The sequence below is a fragment of the Pseudomonas sp. 1121_17 genome (genome assembly GCF_052850745.1).
The window spans coordinates 215,104-231,573 of the sequence record NZ_VXCX01000008.1; the positions used below are offsets into that span (position 1 = coordinate 215,104).

A 16,470-nucleotide genomic window follows, 5' to 3' on the forward strand; every position below is an offset into this window, starting at 1 on the left:
GCGCCGAGGAACTGGTTGAACCAGCCGGCCAGTTGCGCGGTTTCGTCGCGGCCGCGGACTTCCAGGCTGCGGGTCAGGTCGCCTTCGCCTTGGGCGATGTCTTCCAGGCCGCTGCTGACGCTGTTGATCGGGCGCACGATGAGCTTGGCGAACGCGGCACCGACGATTGCGAACAACGCGGCCAGGACCAGCGCAATGGTGCCGATCAGCCAGGTCAGGCGGGTGGTGGTCTGCATCACTTCGCCTTCCTGGATCAGGCCAATGAAGGTCCAACCGAGGGTTTCATCCGGGTAGATGTTGGCCATGTAGCGCTCGCCATTGATCTCGACTTCAACCAAACCCTTGCCGGCCTTGGCCAGCTCGGCGTAGCCGCCGCCAAAGCTGCTCAGTTGCTTGAAGTTGTGGCTGGCGTCGCGTGGGTCGACCATCACGTTGCCGTTGTTTTCCATGAGGATCAGGTAGCCGCTTTCGCCCAGCTTGATCTTCTTGACGATTTCGGTGAGGCCGTTCAGCGAGACGTCGATGTTGACCACACCGCCGGGGTTGCCCAGCTGGTTGGTTACCGTACGCACGGTGCTGACCAGCACGGCATCATCGGCGGCCCAGTAGTAGGCGCCGGTGCGGATGGTCTTGCCGGGGTTGGCCATCGCCAATTGGTACCAAGGGCGCTGGCGCGGATCGTAATTGACGAACTTCTGCCCGGCCGGCCAGCCGACGTAGCCGCCGTCGGCGACCCCGTAGGAGAGGTAGGCGTATGCCGGGTGGGCGTCGGCCAGGCGGGTGAAGAAGTCGAGCACCTTGGCGTCTTGCTCGCCCAGGGTGTAGGACGGGTTGGCGCTGGTGTACTTGTTCAGCTCGCTGCCGGTGGCGGCAACCATTGGCTGCGCGGCCATGTAGTTGACGTTCTGGTCGATGCCCTGGAAGAAGATGTTCATCGCATTGCTGACCTGGCGAATCTCTCGGCTGCTGTTGTCGAGAAAATCATCGCGGGCCTCGCCGCGCAGGTTGACCACTACCAGGGTAGCTACGAGGACGATGGGCAAGCCGGCAATCACCGCAAACGCCCAAGTCAGTTTTTGTTTGATGTTCATCCACGCTCCCGGAGTATTTTTTATCGACGCATGAAACAGGCACTTCAGGGCATCGGCAGCGTGGGTGATTTATAGAGGTCAAATCCCTGTATTTATTGGCCGACGTCGCATTTGGCGACGATTCGGTCGTGATTGGGCTAATACGGCATACCAAAACTGGGCAGGGCAGCGTGCTCTTAGCTACAACAGGCTTTGCCGCTGGCCAGATCCTTGAGGATCGGGCAGTCGGGGCGGTCATCGCCGTGGCAATCGGCAACCAGCTGGCTGAGAGTGTCACGCAGGCTGACCAGCTCTTCGATGCGCGTGTTCAGCGCAGCGATGTGCTCGTTGGCCAGGGCTTTGACATCGGCGCTGGCGCGTTCACGGTCTTGCCACAGAGTCAGCAGCCTGGCGACTTCCTCCAGAGAAAAGCCAAGATCGCGTGAGCGCTTGATGAAGGCCAGGCTGTGCAGGTCCTGCTGTTGGTAGAGACGATAGCCGCTGTCGCTGCGTTGCGCCGGTTTGAGCAGGCCGATCGACTCGTAATAACGGATCATCTTGCTGCTCAGCCCGCTGAGGCGGGCAGCCTGGCCGATATTCATGGTGCCTCCTGCTGATCGTTGTCGGGTTTCCAGGTTTTCAGCCACAGCGCATTGCTCACGACGCTGACGCTCGACAGGGCCATGGCCGCGCCTGCCAGAACCGGGTTGAGCAGGCCAAACGCGGCCAACGGTATGCCGACCAGGTTGTAGATGAAGGCCCAGAACAGGTTCTGGCGGATCTTGGCGTAGGTCTTGCGGCTGATTTCCAGGGCTGCCGGCACCAGCCGCGGGTCACCGCGCATCAGAGTAATGCCGGCGGCCTGCATGGCGACATCGGTGCCACCGCCCATGGCGATACCGATGTCGGCGGCAGCCAGGGCCGGGGCGTCGTTGATGCCGTCACCGACCATGGCCACCACGCCGTCGCGTTTGAGCACGGCCACGGTAGCGGCTTTGTCGGCCGGGAGTACTTCGGCGTAGACATCCTCGATGCCCAGCGCGTCGGCAACCACCTTGGCACTGCCGCGGTTGTCGCCGGTCAGCAGGTGGCTGCTGACGCCACGCGCGCGCAGACTGCGCACGGCCTCTGCGGCACCGGGCTTGAGGCTGTCGCCAAAGGCCAGCAGGCCGAGCACCTGCGGCTGCGGCGCCCGTTCGATCAGCCATGACAAGGTGCGGCCTTCTGCTTCCCAAGCGTGCGCTTTGCCTGCAAGCTCGCCGGGTTGCAGCTGGCTGTCTTCAAGCAAACGCCGGTTGCCGAGGGCCAACTGGCGTTGCTCGACCACGCCGGCGATGCCGCGCCCGGTCAGTGACTGGCTGTCGCTGACGGACGGCACGTCCAGGCCGTGTTCGCTGCAGGCGCTGAGTACCGCTTTGGCCAGCGGGTGCTCACTGCCCTGTTGCAGTGCCCCGGCCAGACGCAACAGTTGCGCTTCATCGGCAACTGCGGCCAGGCTGTGGACAATGCGCGGGCTGCCTGAGGTCAGCGTACCGGTCTTGTCGAACACCACGCGGTTGACGGCGTGGGCGCGCTCCAGCGCTTCGGCATCCTTGATCAGAATGCCGTGGCGGGCGGCCACGCCAGTGCCGGCCATGATCGCTGCAGGCGTCGCCAGGCCAAGCGCACATGGGCAGGCAATTACCAGTACGGCGACGGCGTTGATCAAGGCGGTTTCCAGCGGTGCGCCATACCACCACCAGCCGAGCAGGGTAATCAGAGCGATCACCAGCACCGCCGGGACGAACACCTGGCTGACCCGGTCGACCAGTTTCTGAATCGGCGCCTTGGCCGCCTGGGCATCCTCGACCAGGCGAATGATCCTCGCGAGTACCGTTTCGGTGCCGAGTGCCAGGGTGCGCACCAGCAATTGGCCTTCGCCATTGATGGCGCCGCCGGTGACCGGGTCGCCGGGGTGCTTGGGTACCGGCAGGCTCTCGCCGCTGATCAGCGCCTCGTCGGCGTGGCTGCTGCCTTCGATGACTTCGCCGTCGACCGGGAAGCGCTCGCCGGGTTTGACCCGGACCAGGTCGTGCAGGCGCAGTTGGCTGATCGGCACATCCTCCTCACGCCCATCGAGCACGCGCAGGGCGCGCTCCGGGCGCAGCGCCTCGAGGGCGCGGATGGCGCTGGCGGTCTGGCGTTTGGCGCGGCTTTCGAGGTATTTGCCGAGCAGCACCAGGGCGATGACCACTGCCGAGGCCTCGAAGTACAGGTGCGGCTCTACCCCTAGCGGAGCATTGGCCCATTGATACAGGCTCAGGCCGTAACCGGCACTGGTGCCGAGCGCAACCAGCAGGTCCATGTTGCCGGCGGCTGCGCGCACGGCTTTCCAGGCCGCTCTGTAAAAACGTGCACCGAGGATGAACTGCACCGGCGTAGCCAAGGCAAACTGCGCCCAAGCCGGCAGCATCCAGTGCACGCCGAACGGCTGCAGGAGCATCGGCAACACCAGTGGCAGCGCCAGCAGCACCGCAGCGGTCACGGCCAGGCGCTCATTGCGCAAATGGCGCTGGGCATCATCAGGGTCGGGAGCAGCGGCATCCGGCATGGATGCCTCGTAGCCGGCCTGACGTACAGCCTCGACCAGCGCAGGCAGGGCTTGCGCTGGAGCTTCGACACGGGCGGTCTCGGTTGCCAGGTTGACGCTCACCTGCGCCGCGCCGGGCACCTTGCGCAGGGCGCGCTCGACACGCCCGGCGCAGCTGGCGCAGGTCATGCCGCTGATGGGCAGGTCAAAAACAGTAGATGCAGACATGGCTGGCCTCCTTGGACAGGCCTGCAGCATCAACCCTGCCACAGGGGCAAGGTCAATAGTCCAGGCTGGCTCGGGTCAGGTGCAGGCCGCTGTGGTCCATGGCGATGCGATACTTGTTGATCTGTCCGGCCTGCAGGGTCAGGCGCTGATTGTGCTGGTTCTCCAGGCCAGGGTTGCAACCGGGGGCTTGCCCCGGTAACAGGCGCAAGCGGATATCCACCGGGCCGGGCGGCAGGTTGAACGAGGTCGATTGTTCCTGGAACACGCGCCCGGACAGCTGGTCATTGAGGTACACGCCGATCTCGCAGGTGGTCGCCACCTCGAGCCGCTCGCGCGAAATAATCAGCACGCTGTAGTCCGAGTTGCCAGCGGCGCTGGCCGCAGGCACCACGGTCAAAGCGGCGAGCAAGCCGACAAGGCTCAGTGCTGGCCTGATCATGAACAATCTCCTGCTTCATAAACCGTCAAAGGCGCAGCTTGGCTGAGCCAGGCGCGGATTGCCAGTCCGGCCGATGACGGCATAACTTGACCTTGACCCGATGGCAAGCTTGAAACTGTGGCAAACCCACGAAGGAGACTGACCAATGCAAGTATTCAATGTACAAGGCATGACCTGTGGCCACTGTGTCAAAGCAGTGACTGCGGCAGTACAGGGGCAGGATGCCAAGGCCGAGGTGAAGGTGGATCTGGCTGCCAGGCAAGTGACTGTCGACAGCCAGTTGTCCAGCGAGCAGATTCTTGCCGCCATTCGTGAGGAAGGCTACGAGGCGCAATCGGCCTGACGACGCTGGAGTGTTGCGGTGGCGGTGATCGAGCATGCTGCTGAATGTCACCGGTGCCGCTTCTGGGCAGGGAATTGTCACAAAGGTTTTCGCCAGAATCCGCCTTTGCAGTTAGACTTGGCAGCTTGCTTAGCCTGCTAATGGATTCCTGATGAACCTGCGTTACGTGCTGATTCTCGGCGCCTTGAGTGCGTTCGGGCCGCTGGCGATCGACTTTTACCTGCCAGCATTCCCGGCCATGGCCCAGGCCTTTCTGACTGACGAAAAACACATCCAGACTACCCTGGCTGCGTACTTCCTTGGCCTTTCGCTGGGCCAGTTGGCCTACGGCCCGGTAGCCGATCGCTTTGGTCGGCGCATCCCGCTGCTGTTCGGGGTGACCTTGTTCACCCTGGCCTCACTGGCCTGCGCTTATGCGCCCAATCTGGATACATTGATTGTCGCGCGCTTCGTCCAGGCCTTGGGTGGCTGCGCGGGGATGGTGCTGTCACGGGCGATTGTCAGCGACAAGTGCGACCCGGTTGCCTCGGCCAAGGTCTTCTCGCAATTGATGCTGGTGATGGGCCTGGCGCCGATTCTTGCGCCAATGCTTGGCGGGGTATTGGTCAACCTGGCTGGCTGGCAGTCGATCTTCCTGGCCTTGAGCCTGTTCAGCGCAGGCTGCCTGCTGGCGATCAGCTTCGGCTTGCCCGAGAGCATGCCGGCGGATATGCCGCGCCAGCCGCTGTCAGGGGCGTTTCGCCAATACCTGCGGCTGTTTGCTGACCGAGTGTTTATCGGCCACGCGTTGACTGGCGGCACCGCCATTGCCGGCATGTTTGCCTACATCGCCGGCTCGCCGTTCGTGTTCATCAAGCTGTACGGGGTACCGACAGAGCATTACGGCTGGCTGTTCGGTGCCAACGCAGCGGGTTTCATTCTGATTGCACAGGTCAATGCACGCTTGTTGGCCAAGCGCGGCCCGGCAGTATTGCTGGGGCGAGCAGTGTGGTTGTACCTGGCGGCGGCGCTGACCCTGCTCGGCGTGGCGGCGTTGCGGCCGACGCAATTGTGGCCCCTGTTGTTGCCGTTGTTCGTGTGCATCGCCAGCCTGGGCTGCATCATCCCCAACGCCTCGGCGTTGGCCATGAGCGGTCAGGGCCAACGCGCAGGCAGCGCGTCGGCATTGATGGGCTGCCTGCAGTTCAGCGTTGCCGCTGGCTCGGCGGCGCTGGTCAGCTTGCTGCATGATGGCAGTGCGGTACCAATGGCCATGGTGATCAGCCTGTGCGGGGCTCTGGTGGTCAGTGTCGCGACGCTGACTCGGCGCTTGCAGGCCAGGCGTCAAGGCTGAACGAGTGAGGGGCCTGCAGGCGCTTCTGCAGTGTTGCGACAAAGGCCCGCGCTTCACTCTCACTGCGAAAGCTCACCACGTGCTGGTCGAGCCGAACCTGCCACGGGCAGTTGGGGTGACGGTCAGATCTACTGACGACGATCTTCATCGCATACCTCCACAGAACAGGTGCCGATTCAGTCTAGCGCTACTGCCCCCAGGCGCCACCAATCCTTGGCTCGCTCCGGACTGACGGTAGCCTGTGGACCTTTCCCACAAGCCCTGTCTAGTTGTGCTGAGGCGCAATCCCAGTGGATCCTTCGCTTCTGTTTGCCATATTTGCGGAAAGGCGATGTCGGCAGCGTCTGAGGATATTTCTCTTTTCATCTCGCGTTAAGGGCGCTTTTGGCCTTGGCCAGACAGGCTCGCGCCTGCTGGGTGGTTCTGGCCGGCCAGGTCTGCCCTGCTGGGGAATGCGTCGAGGGTCGCCCCACCCACCGCCTTGTCCCGTCTGTAGAGGAACCGGGAAGCGCTATCGCGGGACTTTGCCCGGCTTATACTGGCCCCAGCAGCCAGCGTCAGCGAGAGGGACTTCCCTGCCAGGGAATGCTATGCCAAGACCGTAAGCAGGTCGGCGCGCTGGCGTGTTTGGCCAATGGACCCAGACATGATTCAGCAGGGAGTTACCTTATGAAAGCAGTCAGCAGTATCAGCCAGATCGCCAGCCTGATGGCCGATCCCAAGCGCAGCGCCATGTTGTGGGCGTTGATCGATGGCACGCCCCGCCCTGCCGACGAGCTGGCGGTGATGACCGGCGTGAGTTCGTCTTCAGCGTGTGCGCATTTGTCCCTGCTCTCCTCGGCAGGCTTGCTGCGGCTGGAAGCCCGTGGCCGCAAACGCTATTTCCGTCTGGCGACGCCTGCTGTGGGGGCGGCGATCGAGGCGTTGGCCAGCCTGCATCTGAATGAGTTGCGCCCGCGGGTAACTCAGGTCAAACCGCTGCAGGTGCCGCTGTCGATGCGCCGTGCGCGCCTGTGCAATGGGCATATGGGCGGTGAGCTGGCGGCTGAATTGCTGCAACGAATGGTCACTGCCGGCTGGCTGGAGGGGTACGACGGTGAGCTGCGGGTAAGTTTTGCAGGTCGCACGCAGTTGGCCAATGTCGGCGTGTACATCGAGGCCTTGGCACAGCGGCCCCTGAGCAACTGTGTGATCTGTCACTGCAATGAGTGGAGCGATCAGGGGCCGCATCTGGGCGGAAGCCTGGGGCAGGCCTTGCTGACGTTGTTCCTGCAGTCGGGCTGGCTGCAGGAACAGGACGGTGCGCGCGGGCTGCAGATATCACCGCTGGGTATCCAGCAGATCAATCGTATCGCTCGCGCAGAGCCGTCCTTGCTGGTCGGTTGAGCTGCCGGCGACCGTTGCCGGTCAGGCCAGGCGAGCGTCCAGGCTGTTCTGCGCCAGGCGCCGAGCTTGATCTTCGGTCATGCCCAGGTGGGTGTGTAGCGCGTGGAAGTTCTCGGTGACATAACCGCCGAAGTAGGCCGGGTCGTCGGAGTTGACCGTGACTTTGACGCCACGCTCGAGCATCTCGAGGATGTTGTGCTGGCCCATGTGTTCGAATACACAGAGTTTGGTATTGGATAGCGGGCACACCGTCAGCGGGATCTGCTCATCGATGATGCGCTGCATCAGCCGCTCATCTTCGATGGCGCGTACACCATGGTCGATGCGCTTGATCTTGAGCAGGTCGAGGGCTTCCCATATGTACTCGGGCGGGCCTTCTTCGCCGGCGTGGGCTACTGCGTCAAAGCCTTCGCTGCGGGCGCGCTCGAATACGCGCTGGAACTTGCTCGGCGGATGGCCTTTCTCCGAGCTGTCGAGGCCCACGGCAATGAATGCATCGCGGAACGGCAGCGCCTGGTCTAGGGTTTTTTGCGCTTCTTCTTCGCTGAGGTGGCGCAGGAAGCTGAGGATCAGCCCGCTGCTGATGCCCAGTTGCTCACGGCCATCCTTCAGTGCTTTGCTCAGGCCGGCCATGACCACTTCGAAGGGGATGCCCCGGTCAGTGTGGGTCTGCGGGTCGAAGAACGGTTCGGTGTGAATAACGTTCTGCGCCTTGCAGCGTTGCAGGTAGGCCCAGGTCAGGTCGTAGAAGTCCTGCTCGGTACGCAGGACATCGGCGCCCTGGTAATAGAGGTCGAGAAACTCCTGCAGGTTGTTGAAGGCATAGGCGCCGCGCAGGGTTTCTACATCCGCCCAGGGCAGGGCGATCTTGTTGCGTTCGGCCAGGGCGAACAGCAGCTCGGGCTCGAGCGAGCCTTCCAGGTGCATGTGCAGTTCCGCCTTGGGCAAGGCGTTCAGCCAGTCGTACATGTGTGTGATCTCGATCAGGAACGGTTGTCGCCATTCTACAGGGCCAGGCCGGGCAATGCGCCCGGCCTGGCCTGCGCATATCAACCGGCGATCAGCTGCGCTGCGGCCTGGCGGTGGTCGGCGATCAGGCCTTTGACGTCGAGGCCTTCGATTTGGCCGTCAATCACGCGCCATTTGCCGCCGATCATGACCCGATCGGCACGGTCGGCGCCGCACAGCAGCAGTGCCGACAGCGGATCATGGCTGCCAGAGAAGCGCAGCTCGTCGAGCTTGAACAGGGCCAGGTCAGCCTGTTTGCCAACCGCCAGCTGGCCAATGTCGCTGCGCCCCAGCAAGTGCGCCGAGCCACGGGTGGCCCAGCCCAGGGCGCGCTCCGGGGTGATCTGTTCGGCGCCATACCGCAGCCGTTGCAGATACAGCGCCTGACGCGCTTCGAGGATCATGTTCGAGGCATCGTTGGAGGCCGAACCATCGACGCCGAGGCCAACCGTGGCGCCGGCAGCTTCCAGATCCACCGTGGGTGCAATCCCCGAAGCAAGACGCATATTCGAGCTTGGGCAATGGCAGATGCCGGTACCGGCAGCGCCGAGGCGGGCGATTTCGTCGGGGTTGAAGTGGATGCCGTGCGCCAGCCAGGTGCGCGGGCCCAGCCAGCCGACGCTGTCCAGGTAATCCACGGTACGCAGGCCAAAGCGCTGCAGGCAGAACTCCTCTTCATCAAGGGTTTCGGCCAGGTGGGTGTGCAGGCGCACGTCCAACTCTGCGGCCAATTCGGCACTGGCGCGCATGATTTCCGGGGTTACCGAGAACGGTGAGCAGGGCGCCAGGGCGATCTGGATCTGCGCGCCTTCGCCACGTTCGTGGTAGCTGTGGATAAGTCGCTGGCTGTCGGCCAGGATCACCTCGCCCTGTTGCACGGTCTGCTGCGGTGGCAGGCCCCCGTCGTCTTCGCCCAGGCTCATCGAGCCGCGGGTCAGCATGGCGCGCATGCCCAGCCCGCGGACTGCTTCGACCTGTACATCAATGGCGTTGTCCAGGCCCTGCGGGAACAGGTAGTGGTGGTCGGCGGCGGTGGTGCAGCCCGACAGCAGCAGCTCGGCCAAGGCCACTTTACTGGCCAGCTCGAGCTTGGCCGGAGTCAGGCGTGCCCAGACCGGATATAAAGTCTTCAGCCAGGGGAACAGCGGCTGATTGACCACCGGCGCCCAGGCGCGGGTCAGGGTTTGATAGAAGTGATGATGGGTGTTGATCAGACCAGGCAGGATCACGTGCTCGCGGGCGTCGAACACCTGTGAGCAAGGGATGCTAGGGCTTTCGCCCAGGGCCAGCAGTTGCACGATTTTGCCGTCTTCGATAACCAGCCCGCCGCGCGCGTCGCTGTCGTTGGCGGTGAAGATGGCAAGGGGGGATTTCAACCAGGTACGGGTCGCAGGCATGGTGCCGGCTCCTCTGAAAGTGGGTTCAGGTAAGCCAGCTCAGTTTTGCCCTGTCTGCTGATCCAGGTTCGCCGCGGGGGCGAGGCGTCGAGTCTACTGCCTCGCCCCGCAGCTTTCAATTCACCAGACCAATGGTTCGCCCTTGTAATTGATGAAGCGCAGGCCGCCATTGCCGCTGTGCGCCTTGATCTGCTTGAGCATGCCGCTGGTACTGGTGAACACGTCGATTTCAGCGTTTTCTCCGCCCATTGCAGTTTTCACCCAGCCCGGGTGCATGGCCAGCACGGCGAGGTCGGGGCGCTGCAGTTCGCCGACGTAGCTGTTGATCATCGAGTTCAAGGCGGCCTTGCTGGCCTTGTACAACGGAATCTCGCCGCCATCAGGGATGCTCACGCTACCCAGTACCGAACTCATGAAGGCCAGCACGCCGCTGCCTTCGCGCAGTTGCCCGGCCAGGCGGCGGGCGATTCGGATCGGCGCCACGGCATTGGTCATGAACAAGGCGCCGATCTGCTCTTCGCTGACCGCTTCCAGATCCTGCGGCAGTGGCCCCATGACGCCAGCGTTGACGAACAGCAGATCCAGCGTCTCGCCATGCAGGCGCTGCTTGAGGCTGTCGAGTTGGGCGGTGTTGTTGATCTCGAGCGTTTCGATGTGCACGCCGACAATGCTGCCCAGGTCGCCCGGGTTGGCCTTGTCGCGTACGGTGGCGATTACCTTCCAGCCATCTTCGTGCAGGCGCTGCACCAGGCCAAGGCCCAGGCCTCGTGAGGCGCCAATGATCAGGGCGGTCTTGGTTGCGGTCATTCCTGTACTCCTTCAGAGGTAGCGCGTGCCGGGCAGCCATCACCAGAGCTGCCAGCGTAGTCGCTGCAGTTTGCCAGCGTGTGGCAGCCGATGCACGGTTGTGCAAAAAATGATCAGCAGGCTGCGGGCCTTGCGCCGTCAGGGCCGGAGCCAGTGGCTAACGGTTTATCCACAGGCTGCTCCACAGTATTTGTGCGCAAGCGGGCGGGCCAGGTTTTGCCTGCCGGCGGGCGTATTGTCATTGCAGGCTGGGGATAACTTACTGTAATGCGGAGCTTTTCAGCGCTGTGACGAAACTGTGATCAAAATATGATCAATGCTCTGCGCGCCTTGTAATTCGTGGCCTGGGTCGGACTGCCCCAAGCTTATCCACAGGCAGGCGCACAGTAGTTGTGAGTAATGTTTCAGCGTTACGCGCTGAGGACAATTCTGCCGCGGCTCAGGTCGGCCAGTTGCTGCTGCAGTGCCGGCAGATGGCTGGGCCCGATAGCCAGCCGCAGATCTACACCATTGGCAGTGAACTGTTCATCCAGGACCAGCCCGTCAACGTCAGCCAGACGCAGTTTGACCAAGGCCAATTCGCTGAAACTGCAGCTGCAGGTGTATTCGCTGCGCTGCACCAACAGACGCTTGGGCGCCTGTTGCAGGCATTTGTTGGCGCCGCCGCCATAGGCGCGGGCGAGGCCGCCGGTGCCTATCTGGATACCGCCGTACCAGCGGATCACCAGTACCACCACCTGATCGCAGTCCTGCGCCTCGATCGCGGCGAGGATCGGCCGGCCGGCGGTGCCGCCGGGTTCGCCGTCGTCATTGCTGCGGTATTGCCCGCCGATTTTCCAGGCCCAGCAGTTGTGGGTGGCGGCGAGGTCGCTGTGGCGCTCGATGAAACTCTGCGCTTCGGCAGGGCTGTTGATCGGGCCGGCGAGGGTGATGAAGCGGCTCTTGCGGATCTCTTCGCGAAACTCGCAGAGGTCGAGCAGGGTAGATGGCATAAGTCCGGGTCAGGCGGGCAGTTGGATGCCGCAACCTTTGAGAATGATGTGGATAAGATTGTTACTGGCGTCTTCCATGTCCTGCTTGGTCAGGCGGCTGCGGCCGGTAACCTGGCAGATCTGAGTGGCGAAGTCGGCGTAGTGCTGGGTGCTGCCCCAGAGCAGGAAGATCAAGTGCACCGGGTCGACCGGATCCATCTTGCCGGCGTCGATCCAGGCCTGGAACACAGCGGCACGGCCGCGGAACCACTCACGGTAATCGGCGCTGAAGTATTCGGTCAGACACTGACCACCGCTGATTACTTCCATGGCGAAGATCCGTGAGGCCTGCGGGTTGCGCCGCGAGAACTCCATCTTGGTGCGCAGGTACTGGCTCAGCGCCTGGCCAGGGTCATCATCAACGCTCAGGGCGTTGAAGGTGCTGTCCCACAGCTCGATGATGTTGCTCAGCACGGCGATATACAGGCCGAGCTTGTTGGTGAAGTAGTAGTGCAGGTTGGCCTTGGGCAAGCCGGCCTTGAGCGCGATGGTATTCATGCTGGTGCCCTTGAAACCGTGGCGGGCAAACTCGTCTTCGGCGGCCTGGATGATCGCCTGCTCGTTCTTTTGGCGAATGCGGCCGGCGGGCTTGCCCGAGGCGGAGAGGCGATGCGCTGGGACTTCTAGGGTCATGGACGGTTCCGAACGGGCTGAGGCAACGGGATTGTCCGACAGATTACCTGCCTGTGCCGAAGTGACAAGCCTTTAGCGTGTGGCAGCAAGGCTTTCAAGGAAGCTTTCCAGTACCAGGTTTGGCCGCCGGCCTTTGCGTGTCACCCAATTCAGGCTCAGGTCGTAATGGCGCTGCGCAGGTTTCAGGGCCCGCAGGCGGCCTTGTTGTACCCAGGTGCTGGCGTAATGATCGGGCAGGTAGCCGATGTAACGCCCGGTCAGGATCAAGAACGCCATGCCCTCGCGGTCGGACGCACTCGCCGTGCAGTGCAGCGCCTGATAGTGCGCCTGGATTTCACCGGGCAGGCGGAAGGTCGGCGCGATCGCATCCTGACTGTTGAGCCGCTCATCGTCGATCTTGTGGTCGTCGGCATAGAACAGCGGGTGGCCAACGGCGCAGTAGAGCAACGAACGCTCGCTGTACAGCGGCTGGTACTCCAGGCCCGACAGCGGGCTGGCCTGCGGCACCACGCCAACATGCAGGCTGCCATCGAGCACGCCTTGTTCGACCTGGCTGGGGGCGATCATGCGGATCTGGATGCGCACGTCCGGGCCGCGGTCCTTGAGCTCGGCCAGGGCATGGGTGATGCGCATGTGCGGCAGTGTCACCAGGTTGTCGGTCAGGCCGATATTAAGCTCGCCGCGCAGGTGTTGGTGCAAGCCGTTGACCTCGGTACGAAAGGTCTCGATGGCGCTCAGCAGTTGCAGCGCCGAGTGGTACACGTCGCGGCCTTCTTCGGTCAGCGAAAAACCGGCGCGGCCGCGTTGGCACAGGCGCAGGCCGAGGCGCTGCTCAAGGTCGCTCATTTGCTGGCTGATCGCCGAGCGGCCGATGCCCAGCACGTTCTCCGCTGCCGAAAAACCGCCGCACTCGACCACACTGCGGTAGATCTTGAGCAGGCGGATGTCAAAATCGCTGACTTGCGCGAGTGGATCGGGGCGTCGGCTCATTAGTTTAGTCCACTGCTAACTGAAGATTTGAAAAGTAGGCTTTTCTAGACTTTATCTCCGTGCCAATTTAGCTGCAACAACATCCATCGTTGCCTATTCGTTTGCCGAGGAACCGCCCGATGAACATGCCCGAAACCGCGCCTTCCGGTATCGCTAGCCAGCTCAAGCTGGACGCGCACTGGATGCCGTACACCGCCAACCGTAATTTCCAGCGCGATCCGCGCCTGATCGTTGCCGCCGATGGCAACTATCTGGTCGACGACAAGGGCCGGCGCATCTTCGATGCCCTGTCTGGGCTGTGGACTTGCGGTGCCGGGCATACCCGCAAGGAAATCAGCGAAGCGGTCGCGCGCCAGGTTGGCGTGCTCGACTACTCCCCGGCATTCCAGTACGGCCATCCGCTGTCGTTCCAGCTGGCTGAAAAGATTACCCAGCTGACCCCGGGTGATCTGAATCACGTGTTCTTTACCAACTCCGGCTCCGAGTGCGCCGATACCGCGCTGAAAATGGTGCGTGCCTACTGGCGCCTGAAAGGCCAGGCGACCAAGACCAAGATGATCGGTCGCGCCCGTGGCTATCATGGGGTGAACATCGCCGGTACCAGCCTGGGTGGCGTCAACGGCAACCGCAAGATGTTTGGTCAGCTGCTCGATGTCGACCACTTGCCGCACACCGTGCTGCCGGTCAACGCCTTCACCAAGGGCTTGCCGGAAGAGGGCGGGATCGCCCTGGCCGACGAGATGCTCAAGCTGATCGAGCTGCACGATGCCTCCAATATCGCTGCGGTGATCGTCGAGCCGCTGGCTGGCTCGGCGGGTGTATTGCCGCCGCCGAAGGGGTACCTCAAGCGCCTGCGTGAAATCTGCACCCAGCACAATATTCTGCTGATCTTCGACGAAGTGATCACCGGTTTCGGCCGCATGGGCGCCATGACCGGTGCCGAAGCGTTCGGCGTCACCCCGGACTTGATGTGCATCGCCAAGCAAGTCACCAACGGCGCCATCCCGCTCGGTGCAGTGGTTGCCAGCAGCGAGATCTACCACACCTTCATGAATCAGCCGACGCCTGAGTACGCTGTGGAATTCCCCCACGGCTACACCTACTCGGCGCACCCGGTGGCGTGCGCTGCCGGCATCGCGGCGCTGGACCTGCTGCAGAAAGAGAACCTGGTGCAGTCGGCCGCTGAGCTGGCGCCGCACTTCGAGAACCTGCTGCACGGCGTCAAAGGCACCAAGAATATCGTCGACATCCGTAACTACGGCCTGGCCGGCGCGATCCAGATCGCGGCACGTGACGGCGATGCCATCGTGCGTCCTTACGAAGTGGCGATGAAGCTGTGGCAAAAAGGCTTCTACGTGCGCTACGGCGGCGACACCCTGCAGTTCGGCCCGACCTTCAACACCCAGCCGCAGGAACTCGACCGCCTGTTCGACGCGGTGGGCGAGACCCTTAACCAGATCGATTGATCTGCCTGATTTTGACGGCAGGCGTGCACAGGCACGCCTGATCCTTCCTTCCTGTTTCTGGAGTTATGCATGAGCATTGTTCAGCACCTGATCAACGGCGAACTGGTTTCCAAGGGCGAGCGCACCGCCGATGTCTTCAACCCGTCTACTGGCCAGGCAGTACGCAAGGTCGAACTGGCCAGCCGTGCCACCGTGCAAGAGGCGATCGACGCGGCCAAGGCGGCCTTCCCGGCCTGGCGCAACACCCCGCCGGCCAAGCGCGCCCAGGTGATGTTCCGCTTCAAGCAGTTGCTTGAGCAGAATGAAGCCAAGATTGCGCAGATGATCAGCGAAGAGCATGGCAAGACCCTGGAAGACGCTGCCGGCGAACTCAAGCGCGGTATCGAGAACGTCGAGTTCGCTTGTGCCGCCCCGGAAGTGCTCAAAGGCGAGTACAGCCGCAACGTCGGCCCGAACATCGATGCCTGGTCGGACTTCCAGCCATTGGGCGTGGTTGCCGGTATCACCCCGTTCAACTTCCCGGCGATGGTCCCGCTGTGGATGTACCCGCTGGCGATCGCCTGTGGCAACGCGTTTATCCTCAAGCCGTCCGAGCGTGATCCAAGCTCGACGCTGTATATCGCCCAGCTGCTGCTCGAAGCTGGCCTGCCCAAGGGCATCCTCAACGTGGTGCATGGTGACAAGGAAGCGGTCGATGCGCTGATCGAAGCGCCAGAGGTGAAAGCCCTGAGTTTTGTTGGCTCGACGCCGATTGCCGAATACATCTATGCCGAAGGCACCAAGCGCGGCAAACGTGTACAGGCTCTGGGCGGCGCCAAGAACCATGCGGTGGTGATGCCGGATGCCGACCTGGATAACGCGGTCAGCGCGCTGATGGGCGCGGCGTATGGTTCTTGCGGCGAGCGCTGCATGGCCATTTCCGTCGCAGTATGCGTGGGTGACCAGGCAGCGGATGCGCTGATCGCCAAGCTTGAACCGCAGATCCGCGCGCTGAAGATCGGTGCTGGCACTTCTTGTGGCCTGGACATGGGGCCGCTGGTAACTGCTGCGGCGCGCGACAAGGTACTTGGCTATATAGATGACGGCGTTGCCTCGGGTGCCAAGCTGGTGGTCGATGGTCGTGACCTGCGTGTTGCAGGCTGCGAGGATGGCTACTTTGTCGGCGGCACGCTGTTCGACAATGTCTCGCCAGAAATGCGCATCTATAAAGAAGAGATCTTCGGCCCGGTGCTGTGTGTAGTGCGCGTCGACAGCCTGGAGCAGGCCATGCAGCTGATCAACGATCACGAGTATGGCAACGGCACCTGCATATTTACCCGTGACGGCGAAGCGGCTCGGCTGTTCTGCGACGAGATCGAAGTGGGCATGGTCGGTGTCAACGTGCCGCTGCCGGTACCTGTTGCATATCACAGCTTCGGCGGCTGGAAGCGTTCGCTGTTTGGCGACCTGCATGCCTATGGCCCGGACGGTGTGCGCTTCTATACCCGTCGTAAAGCCATTACTCAGCGCTGGCCGCAGCGCAAGAGTCATGAAGCATCGCAGTTTGCCTTCCCGAGCTTGTAACCGGGGCAGGGTATGAGCGGGGAGGCCTTTGGGCCTCCCCGTTTTGTTTGTGCTTTGTGAGCCCGTAGGGCCGCTTTTGCTTAATGTTATGCAATTACGAAATAACGGTTGACGGGTTTCTGTAAGCGCTTATAATGCGCCCCACTTCCAGCGTAGCTTGAGCGGAAAACTCCTTGAGTTTCAAAGAGTTAGAAGTTTCAGCGACGC

15 protein-coding genes and 1 pseudogene are annotated in these 16,470 nt (G+C 62.5%); 5 read left to right on the forward strand and 11 right to left on the reverse strand.

Annotation, left to right across the window (positions count from 1 at the left end; genetic code table 11):
- Positions 1-5 precede the first annotated feature (5 nt).
- From FW789_RS16420 to FW789_RS16435, 4 genes and pseudogenes are all read right to left on the reverse strand, one after another.
- A pseudogene (locus FW789_RS16420) lies at positions 6-1,091 on the reverse strand (cache domain-containing protein); the annotation flags it as partial.
- A 176-nt stretch (positions 1,092-1,267) separates the two neighbouring features.
- A complete protein-coding gene (cueR, locus tag FW789_RS16425; RefSeq protein WP_101316150.1) occupies positions 1,268-1,672 on the reverse strand; it encodes a Cu(I)-responsive transcriptional regulator in 405 nt (134 codons plus the stop codon).
- Positions 1,669-3,867 (reverse strand): heavy metal translocating P-type ATPase, encoded by a 2,199-nt coding sequence (locus FW789_RS16430; protein WP_207073792.1) that lies wholly within the window; start codon positions 3,865-3,867, stop codon positions 1,669-1,671. The genes cueR and FW789_RS16430 overlap by 4 nt, the downstream gene beginning before the upstream one ends.
- A gap of 52 nt (positions 3,868-3,919) precedes the next feature.
- The gene (locus tag FW789_RS16435) at positions 3,920-4,306 is read right to left on the reverse strand and encodes a hypothetical protein (RefSeq protein WP_186700552.1); all 387 of its coding nucleotides are present in this window, start codon (positions 4,304-4,306) and stop codon (positions 3,920-3,922) included.
- A gap of 145 nt (positions 4,307-4,451) precedes the next feature.
- Between FW789_RS16435 and FW789_RS16440 the strand changes: the two genes are divergently transcribed.
- Both FW789_RS16440 and FW789_RS16445 read left to right on the forward strand, forming a co-directional pair.
- Positions 4,452-4,649: a cation transporter gene (locus FW789_RS16440; RefSeq protein ID WP_207073793.1), complete on the forward strand. Its 198-nt coding sequence runs from the start codon at positions 4,452-4,454 to the stop codon at positions 4,647-4,649.
- Between the two features lie 151 nt (positions 4,650-4,800).
- Positions 4,801-5,982 (forward strand): multidrug effflux MFS transporter, encoded by a 1,182-nt coding sequence (locus FW789_RS16445; RefSeq protein ID WP_446431762.1) that lies wholly within the window; start codon positions 4,801-4,803, stop codon positions 5,980-5,982.
- Here the strand turns inward: FW789_RS16445 and FW789_RS16450 are convergent.
- Entirely contained in the window at positions 5,933-6,130 is a 198-nt protein-coding gene (locus FW789_RS16450; RefSeq protein ID WP_103435938.1) for a hypothetical protein, read from the reverse strand. The two genes, FW789_RS16445 and FW789_RS16450, sit on opposite strands and share 50 nt — an antisense overlap.
- 521 nt (positions 6,131-6,651) lie before the next feature.
- On the opposite strand from FW789_RS16450, the gene FW789_RS16455 reads away from it, so the two are divergent.
- Positions 6,652-7,368: an ArsR/SmtB family transcription factor gene (locus FW789_RS16455; protein WP_103435939.1), complete on the forward strand. Its 717-nt coding sequence runs from the start codon at positions 6,652-6,654 to the stop codon at positions 7,366-7,368.
- A gap of 21 nt (positions 7,369-7,389) precedes the next feature.
- Here the strand turns inward: FW789_RS16455 and FW789_RS16460 are convergent, their stop codons facing one another.
- From FW789_RS16460 to FW789_RS16485, 6 genes are all read right to left on the reverse strand, one after another.
- Complete coding sequence (locus FW789_RS16460; protein WP_103435940.1) at positions 7,390-8,337, reverse strand: adenosine deaminase; 948 nt, start codon at positions 8,335-8,337, stop codon at positions 7,390-7,392.
- 80 nt (positions 8,338-8,417) lie between these two features.
- Positions 8,418-9,773: an 8-oxoguanine deaminase gene (locus FW789_RS16465; protein ID WP_101316166.1), complete on the reverse strand. Its 1,356-nt coding sequence runs from the start codon at positions 9,771-9,773 to the stop codon at positions 8,418-8,420.
- A 120-nt stretch (positions 9,774-9,893) separates the two neighbouring features.
- Positions 9,894-10,580 carry an SDR family oxidoreductase gene (locus FW789_RS16470; RefSeq protein WP_103435941.1) on the reverse strand — a complete coding sequence of 229 codons (687 nt, stop codon included), beginning with the start codon at positions 10,578-10,580 and terminating at the stop codon, positions 9,894-9,896.
- Between the two features lie 410 nt (positions 10,581-10,990).
- A complete protein-coding gene (locus FW789_RS16475) occupies positions 10,991-11,572 on the reverse strand; it encodes an IMPACT family protein (RefSeq protein ID WP_446431763.1) in 582 nt (193 codons plus the stop codon).
- A gap of 9 nt (positions 11,573-11,581) precedes the next feature.
- Complete coding sequence (locus tag FW789_RS16480; protein WP_103435943.1) at positions 11,582-12,244, reverse strand: TetR/AcrR family transcriptional regulator; 663 nt, start codon at positions 12,242-12,244, stop codon at positions 11,582-11,584.
- Positions 12,245-12,316: 72 nt separating this feature from the next.
- On the reverse strand, positions 12,317-13,234 hold the full coding sequence (locus FW789_RS16485; RefSeq protein WP_103435944.1) for a LysR family transcriptional regulator: 918 nt from the start codon (positions 13,232-13,234) through the stop codon (positions 12,317-12,319).
- Positions 13,235-13,353: 119 nt separating this feature from the next.
- Here FW789_RS16485 and FW789_RS16490 point away from each other — a divergent pair, with 119 nt between their 5' ends.
- The gene (locus tag FW789_RS16490) at positions 13,354-14,700 is read left to right on the forward strand and encodes an aspartate aminotransferase family protein (protein WP_103435945.1); all 1,347 of its coding nucleotides are present in this window, start codon (positions 13,354-13,356) and stop codon (positions 14,698-14,700) included.
- 69 nt (positions 14,701-14,769) lie between these two features.
- Complete coding sequence (locus FW789_RS16495) at positions 14,770-16,263, forward strand: CoA-acylating methylmalonate-semialdehyde dehydrogenase (RefSeq protein WP_411562231.1); 1,494 nt, start codon at positions 14,770-14,772, stop codon at positions 16,261-16,263.
- Positions 16,264-16,470 lie beyond the last annotated feature (207 nt).

Bases quoted from the DNA above. Each gene is read 5' to 3' on its own strand.
- cueR (WP_101316150.1), bottom strand. From the start codon at position 1,672: ATGAATATCGGCCAGGCTGCCCGCCTCAGCGGGCTGAGCAGCAAGATG.
- FW789_RS16430 (WP_207073792.1), bottom strand. From the start codon at position 3,867: ATGTCTGCATCTACTGTTTTTGACCTGCCCATCAGCGGCATGACCTGC.
- FW789_RS16435 (WP_186700552.1), bottom strand. From the start codon at position 4,306: ATGATCAGGCCAGCACTGAGCCTTGTCGGCTTGCTCGCCGCTTTGACC.
- FW789_RS16440 (WP_207073793.1), top strand. From the start codon at position 4,452: ATGCAAGTATTCAATGTACAAGGCATGACCTGTGGCCACTGTGTCAAA.
- FW789_RS16445 (WP_446431762.1), top strand. From the start codon at position 4,801: ATGAACCTGCGTTACGTGCTGATTCTCGGCGCCTTGAGTGCGTTCGGG.
- FW789_RS16450 (WP_103435938.1), bottom strand. From the start codon at position 6,130: ATGAAGATCGTCGTCAGTAGATCTGACCGTCACCCCAACTGCCCGTGG.
- FW789_RS16455 (WP_103435939.1), top strand. From the start codon at position 6,652: ATGAAAGCAGTCAGCAGTATCAGCCAGATCGCCAGCCTGATGGCCGAT.
- FW789_RS16460 (WP_103435940.1), bottom strand. From the start codon at position 8,337: ATGTACGACTGGCTGAACGCCTTGCCCAAGGCGGAACTGCACATGCAC.
- FW789_RS16465 (WP_101316166.1), bottom strand. From the start codon at position 9,773: ATGCCTGCGACCCGTACCTGGTTGAAATCCCCCCTTGCCATCTTCACC.
- FW789_RS16470 (WP_103435941.1), bottom strand. From the start codon at position 10,580: ATGACCGCAACCAAGACCGCCCTGATCATTGGCGCCTCACGAGGCCTG.
- FW789_RS16475 (WP_446431763.1), bottom strand. From the start codon at position 11,572: ATGCCATCTACCCTGCTCGACCTCTGCGAGTTTCGCGAAGAGATCCGC.
- FW789_RS16480 (WP_103435943.1), bottom strand. From the start codon at position 12,244: ATGACCCTAGAAGTCCCAGCGCATCGCCTCTCCGCCTCGGGCAAGCCC.
- FW789_RS16485 (WP_103435944.1), bottom strand. From the start codon at position 13,234: ATGAGCCGACGCCCCGATCCACTCGCGCAAGTCAGCGATTTTGACATC.
- FW789_RS16490 (WP_103435945.1), top strand. From the start codon at position 13,354: ATGAACATGCCCGAAACCGCGCCTTCCGGTATCGCTAGCCAGCTCAAG.
- FW789_RS16495 (WP_411562231.1), top strand. From the start codon at position 14,770: ATGAGCATTGTTCAGCACCTGATCAACGGCGAACTGGTTTCCAAGGGC.